This window comes from Pseudomonas sp. GXM4 (assembly GCF_008923895.1).
Lineage (GTDB): Bacteria > Pseudomonadota > Gammaproteobacteria > Pseudomonadales > Pseudomonadaceae > Aquipseudomonas > Aquipseudomonas atacamensis.
In genome coordinates this window covers 1-6090 of the sequence record NZ_WBRZ01000306.1, presented here as the reverse complement: position 1 = coordinate 6090, position 6090 = coordinate 1, and the positions used below count along the sequence as shown (strand labels likewise).

6 protein-coding genes are annotated in these 6090 nt (G+C 62.4%); 5 read left to right on the top strand and 1 reads right to left on the bottom strand.

Annotated features, from left to right (window positions below):
* The first annotated feature begins 128 nt into the window (after positions 1-128).
* From F8N49_RS24545 to F8N49_RS24525, 5 genes are all read left to right on the top strand, one after another.
* Positions 129-1205, top strand: a complete 1077-nt coding sequence (locus tag F8N49_RS24545) for a putative 2-aminoethylphosphonate ABC transporter ATP-binding protein (protein WP_016772688.1) — start codon at positions 129-131, stop codon at positions 1203-1205.
* A complete protein-coding gene (locus F8N49_RS24540) occupies positions 1205-2929 on the top strand; it encodes a putative 2-aminoethylphosphonate ABC transporter permease subunit (protein ID WP_151552955.1) in 1725 nt (574 codons plus the stop codon). The genes F8N49_RS24545 and F8N49_RS24540 overlap by 1 nt, the downstream gene beginning before the upstream one ends.
* A gap of 37 nt (positions 2930-2966) precedes the next feature.
* Complete coding sequence (locus F8N49_RS24535) at positions 2967-3992, top strand: putative 2-aminoethylphosphonate ABC transporter substrate-binding protein (RefSeq protein ID WP_042606530.1); 1026 nt, start codon at positions 2967-2969, stop codon at positions 3990-3992.
* A 126-nt stretch (positions 3993-4118) separates the two neighbouring features.
* Entirely contained in the window at positions 4119-5252 is a 1134-nt protein-coding gene (locus tag F8N49_RS24530) for a TIGR03364 family FAD-dependent oxidoreductase (RefSeq protein WP_071172194.1), read from the top strand.
* Positions 5249-5806, top strand: a complete 558-nt coding sequence (locus F8N49_RS24525; RefSeq protein ID WP_071172195.1) for a phosphonate degradation HD-domain oxygenase — start codon at positions 5249-5251, stop codon at positions 5804-5806. The genes F8N49_RS24530 and F8N49_RS24525 overlap by 4 nt, the downstream gene beginning before the upstream one ends.
* A 161-nt stretch (positions 5807-5967) precedes the next feature.
* Here F8N49_RS24525 and F8N49_RS28100 read toward each other — a convergent pair.
* Positions 5968-6090, bottom strand: a 123-nt coding sequence (locus F8N49_RS28100) for a DUF3482 domain-containing protein (protein WP_218574911.1), incomplete at its 5' end; no start/stop codon positions are given.

Sequence of the window (6090 nt, the reverse complement as noted above, 5' to 3'; positions counted from 1 at the left end):
GAGCGTGGGAACGATCTGCAGTGAACCAAAATCCCCGAATACCACTATCAGCGGTTTTTGCCTCGCTGCCACATGACGGACGCATTACAACTCTAGGATTGGCCTCATCCGTTTGCTGAGGTCCGTCCATGAATCCCGCCATCGCAACAGCCCTGACCAACCCCGGCGCGCCGATGAAAGTGCGCGGCGTGCACAAGCGTTTCGGTGCGTTCACTGCGCTGGACAACGTCTCCCTCGATGTCGCCGCCGGCGAACTGGTGTGCCTGCTCGGCCCGTCGGGCTGTGGCAAGACCACATTGTTGCGCTGCATTGCCGGGCTGGAGCAGCAGGACAGCGGCGAGCTGTATCTGGGCGATCGCGATGTCTCGCATCTTGCCCCGCAAGCGCGGGATTACGGGATTCTGTTCCAGTCCTACGCGTTGTTTCCCAATCTGACGGTCGAGGCGAACATTGCCTACGGCCTAGCCGGCAGCGGGCGCGATGAAGTGCGCCGGCGTGTCGGTCAGATGCTGGAACTGGTCGGCCTCAGCGGCAGTGAGAAAAAGTATCCAGGCCAATTGTCCGGCGGTCAGCAACAGCGAGTAGCGCTCGCTCGCGCATTGGCGCCGGCGCCGTCGCTGCTGTTGCTCGACGAACCGATGTCGGCCCTCGACGCGCGGGTGCGCGAGCATCTGTGCACCGAGCTGCGTCAGCTGCAACGCAACCTCGGCATCACCACGCTGATGGTCACGCACAATCAGGACGAAGCGATGCTGATGGCCGATCGCATCGCGGTCATGAATAACGGCCGCGTCGAGCAGTACGCCACCCCGCAGGAAATCTACAACCGCCCGGCCACGCCGTTCGTGGCCGAGTTTGTCGGCCAGGGCAACTGGCTGCCGTTTCAGCGCAGCAGCGACAGTCACGCCCGGGTCGGTGGGATGAATCTGCGCCTGGCCGAGGGCAGCGTACACGGCGCTTCGGGTCGACTGTTCTGCCGCCCGGAGGCGATCAACGTCAATCCGCTGGTGCACGAAGAGAACCTGTTCCCGGCCAAGGTCCGCGAAATCACTTTCCTCGGCAATCGCTGCCGGATGAGCTTCGAACTTGATCAATTGCCGGGCCACGCACTGCTCGCCGAAATCGCGCCAGAAGCCATGCCGCGCCTCGGCGCCCAGCAGATCATGGTCGCCTTGCCGCCGCGCAGTTTGCAGGTGTTCGCCTGATGAACAGCAACCTCGCGCTGCCGCTACCGCACAAGCAGGTGCGACAGTCCTCGAAAGCCGAGATCGGCGATCGCCTGTTCGTGGTCGGCGGCAAAGTCGTTCTGCTGGTGTTGCTCGGCCTCGCGGTGCTGCTGCCGTTGTTGGCGATCTTCTGGCGCGGCTTCAGCAACGACGCCGGGCAGGGCGGCGGCTGGCTCGCGGCGAAAGAGTTGGTGACCAGTGCCAATTTCCATTGGCTGCTCGGCAACAGCCTGAAAGTGTCCCTCAGCGTTGCGGCCATTGTCGTACCGCTGGCCTACCTGTTTGCCTACGCACTGCAACGCACGCTGATTCCGGGCAAAGGCATCTGGCGCGGAATCTCCCTGCTGCCACTGATGGCGCCGTCGATGCTGCCGGGGATTGCGCTGGTTTATCTGTTCGGCAACCAGGGCATGCTGCGTGGGCTGCTCTCGGACAATATCTATGGCTTCTGGGGCATTGTGTTGGGCGAGGTGATCTACACCTTTCCCCATGCGCTGATGATTTTGCTCTCGGCATTGTCGCTGGCCGATGCGCGGCTGTTCGACGCCGCATCGAGCATGGGTGCCAGTCCGGCCAAAGCGTTTCGCAGCATCACCTGGCCGGCGACCCGCCAGGCGGTATTCGCTGCGTTCTGTCTGGTATTCACCCTGACCATCACCGATTTCGGTGTGCCAGTGGTGGTCGGTGGCGACTATCAAGTGCTGGCGCTGGAAGCCTACAAAGCCGTGGTCGGCCAGCAGCAATTCGGGCGCGGCGCGTTGATCGGCATGGTGTTGTTGCTGCCGGCGCTGTTCAGCTTTGGTGTCGATGCCTGGCTGCGTCGGCGTCATGGCGACTCCATGAGCGGGCGCGCGCAGGTGTTCAAACCGCTGCCGTCCAGGCTGCGCGACGGCTGCTATCTGGCGATCGTTTTGCTGATCAGTGCGGCGTTGATCCTGGTGTTCGGCATGGCGGTGTTTTCGTCGCTGGTGAAGTTCTGGCCGTACAACCTGTCGCTGTCGCTCAACCACTATCAGTTCAACGAGACCGCCGGCGGTGGCTGGCTCGCCTACGGCAACAGTCTGAAGATGGCGCTGGGCACCGCGCTGATCGGCAGCGTGCTGATTTTCACTGGCGCCTATCTGATGGAGAAAACCCGCACTCAGCGCGGGCTCAACCTGGCTTTGCGTATGCTCAGCTTCGTGCCGATGGCGGTGCCGGGGCTGGTGCTGGGCCTGGGCTACGTCTTCTTCTTCAACCTCAGCGGCAATCCGCTGCACATGCTGTACGGGACGATGACGCTGCTGATCGTCTGCACCATTGCGCACTACCTGACCACCGCACAAATGACCGCGACCACCGCGCTGCGCCAGCTCGACGCTGAGTTTGAAGCCGCCGCGCTGTCGCTGAAGGCGCCGCTGTACCGGCATTACCTGCGCGTCACCGTGCCGATCTGCCTGCCGGCGCTGCTGGACATCGTGCGCTACCTGTTCGTCTCGGCAATGACCACGGTTTCCGCCGCGATCTTCCTCTACAGCCCCGACACCATCCTTGCGGCGGTGGCGGTGCTGAACATGGACGACGCCGGCAACGTCGGCGGTGCGGCGGCAATGTCGACCCTGATTCTGTTCACCTCGGCCGGCGTGTCGCTGCTGCTGGCGTGGGCTTCGCGCGGCCTGTTGCGCCGTTCCCAGGCCTGGCGGCAAACCGCGCCCGGTCACTGATTGCAAACCCGATCAACTCATCTACAGGAAAACGCTCATGTTCAAGCCTATGGCCCTGGCCGCTGCTGTGCTCGCGACTTTCAGCCTGAATGCCTTCGCGGCAAAAACCGAGTTGACGGTGTACACCGCCCTCGAAGCCGAACAACTGAAGTCCTACAAGGAGGCCTTCGAAAAGGCCAACCCGGACGTCGAGATCAAATGGGTGCGCGATTCGACCGGGATCATCACCGCCAAGCTGCTCGCCGAAAAGGCTCGTCCGCAGGCTGACGCGGTGTGGGGCCTCGCCGCGTCGAGCCTGGCGATTCTCGATCAGCAAGGCATGCTGCAAAGCTATGCACCGAAGGATCTCGGCAAGATCGGCGCGAACTACCGCGACGCCGCCAACCCGCCAGCCTGGGTCGGCATGGACGTCTGGGCCGCGACCATTTGCTTCAACACTGTCGAAGCCGAGAAGCAGGGTTTGAGCAAACCGGTCAGTTGGCAGGACCTGACCAAGCCTGAGTACAAGGGCAAGATCGTCATGCCCAACCCGGCGTCGTCCGGCACTGGTTTCCTCGACGTCAGCGCCTGGCTGCAAACCTTCGGCGAGAAGCAGGGCTGGGCGTATATGGACGGCTTGCACCAGAACATCGGCCAGTACGTTCACTCCGGTTCCAAGCCGTGCAAGCTGGCGGCGGCGGGGGAGTTTCCGATCGGGATTTCCTTTGAATATCCAGCGGTACAGTTGAAACGCCAGGGTGCGCCACTGGACATCATCCTGCCGAAGGAAGGCCTGGGCTGGGAGATCGAAGCGACAGCGGTGATCAAAGGCACACCGCATGAAGAAGCGGCGAAGAAACTCGCTGATTTCTCCGCCAGCGCCGAGGCGATGGATCTGTACAAGGAGAACTTCGCTGTTCTTGCGCAGCCGGGGATTGCCAAGCCACAAACCGAATTGCCAGCCGACTATGAGCAGCGTCTGATCAAGAACGACTTTGCCTGGGCCTCGAAGAATCGCGACGAGATCCTGGCTGAATGGCGCAAGCGGTATGACGGCAAGTCCGAAAAAGTTGTCGCCAAGTAACCGGTGCCGATCGTTCCCACGCTCTGCGTGGGAATGAATCCCGTGACGCTCTGCGTCACAAAGGACGCGGAGCGTCCCTGGCTGCATTCCTTTGCTCCGCGTGGGAACGATCATTGAGGTGGCTTCATGACACAACCCAAAGACCTGCTCATCATCGGCGCCGGCATCCTCGGTCTGTCCCACGCCTATGCCGCTGCCAAACGCGGCCTGAAAGTCGCGGTATTCGAACGCACCGCCACGCCCCTTGGCGCTTCGGTGCGCAACTTCGGCCAGGCGCTGGTGACCGGTCAGCCGCCCGGCATCATGCTCGAACTGGCCAAGGCCAGCCGCGAGATCTGGGGCGACTGGGCGCAACTTGCCGGCCTGCAGGTCAAGCGCAACGGCTCATACCTGTTCGCCCGCAGCGAGGCCGAAGAACACCTGCTCGAAGTCTTCTGCGCCGGCCGCGCGGTCGAGCATGGCTACAACGTCGAGCTGCTGCGCGGCGCGGCGTTGCGTGATCTGTATGGCGGCCAGTTCAGCCATCACCGTGCCGCGCTGCACGGTGTCGATGATCAGCAGCTGTACTCGCGCGAAGCGATTCCGGCGCTGATCGATTATTTGCGCCGTGACCTCGGCGTCGAGTTTCACTTTTCCACGCTGGTGCGCGACGTCGAGCCAGGGCGTCTGCACAGCACCGCCGGCAGTTCTACCGGCAAGCAGATCATCGTCTGCTCCGGCCACGATTATCAGACCCTGCTGGCCGAGCCGATTGCTGCGCTCAATCCGCAGATCTGTCGTTTGCAAATGCTGCGGGCCAGACCAAGCATCGAGTTGAACCTGCAACACGCCGTGCTCACCGGCCTGAGCTGCGTGCACTACGGCGCCTTCGCCGATTTGCCGCAAGCCGCAGCGGTGCAGGCGCAGATCCTCCGTGAACAACCGCACCTGCACGCCAACGGCATTCACCTGCTGATCAGCCCGACGCCGTATGGCGAGCTGATCATCGGCGATTCGCATCATTACGGCAGCGATGCGTCACCGTTCAACGCCGAGCAGGTCGATAACTGGATGCTCGAACTCGCCGAGCAGACGCTGGGCTGCCAGGTGCAAGTGGTCGAACGCTGGCAGGGCGTCTATGGTGCTCGGGGGCCAGGGCCGTTTTCATTCCTGCGCCCGGCACCGGGCCTGAGCGTGGCGCTGATGCACACCGGCGTCGGCATGAGCGTCGGCCCGGCGCTGGCCGAACGCAATATCGCGCAATTACTGGAGGAGGCATGAATCACGAACAGGTGATCGCCCGGGTGTTCGGCCTGTATGAACGCTTCGGCGCCAGCGATTACATCGGCGAACCGGTGTCGCAGCTCGAGCACATGTCCCAGGCCGCAGAATTGGCCATGGCTGAAGGCTGTGACGATGAAGTGGTGCTGGCGGCGTTCTTTCATGACATCGGCCATCTATGTGCCGAGGGCGCGGGAAACATGGGCGGTTATGGCGTGATCAGCCATGAACGGCTCGGAGCCGATTATCTGCGTGAGGCAGGTTTCAGCGAACGGCTGGCGCGACTGGTGGAATATCACGTCCAGGCCAAGCGCTATCTGACCTTGCGCGAGCCGGGCTATTACGCGCGGTTGAGTGAGGCGAGTCGGCGCACACTGGAATATCAGGGCGGGGTGATGAGCGCGGCTGAGGCGGATGCGTTCGAGGCTGATCCGTTGTGTGCGCTGAGTTTGCGCATGCGGCGCTGGGATGAGTTGGCGAAGGAGGTTGCAGTGCCGCTGGTGAATCTGAGTGTGTTAAAGCGCAAGGCTGAGAAATTGTTGTCGGCTGAGTGATTGCAGTCCTCACCCCAGCCTCTCCCGGAGGGAGAGGGCGCTGATCTCCATGCTTTTCAAACCTGAGTTCGACTGGATATCTCAGGTCGGTGTATGACCCAAGAGCAACACAGTCGGCCCCCTCTCCCTCCGGGAGAGGGCTGGGGTGAGGGGGTAGCGATCTAAAGCTCAAGCACCCGATCAACCAACGCCTCAACCTGCTCCTGCCTTTCCGCCTGATTCAACTTCGCCTGCGGATTGAGCGACGCCCACTGCGGATGCGCGCGCGCCTTGTTCAGCGCTTC

Excerpts from the sequence above, each read along its gene's own strand:
- F8N49_RS24535 (WP_042606530.1), top strand. The coding sequence starts at position 2,967 with ATGTTCAAGCCTATGGCCCTGGCCGCTGCTGTGCTCGCGACTTTCAGC.
- F8N49_RS24545 (WP_016772688.1), top strand. The coding sequence starts at position 129 with ATGAATCCCGCCATCGCAACAGCCCTGACCAACCCCGGCGCGCCGATG.
- F8N49_RS24525 (WP_071172195.1), top strand. The coding sequence starts at position 5,249 with ATGAATCACGAACAGGTGATCGCCCGGGTGTTCGGCCTGTATGAACGC.
- F8N49_RS24540 (WP_151552955.1), top strand. The coding sequence starts at position 1,205 with ATGAACAGCAACCTCGCGCTGCCGCTACCGCACAAGCAGGTGCGACAG.
- F8N49_RS24530 (WP_071172194.1), top strand. The coding sequence starts at position 4,119 with ATGACACAACCCAAAGACCTGCTCATCATCGGCGCCGGCATCCTCGGT.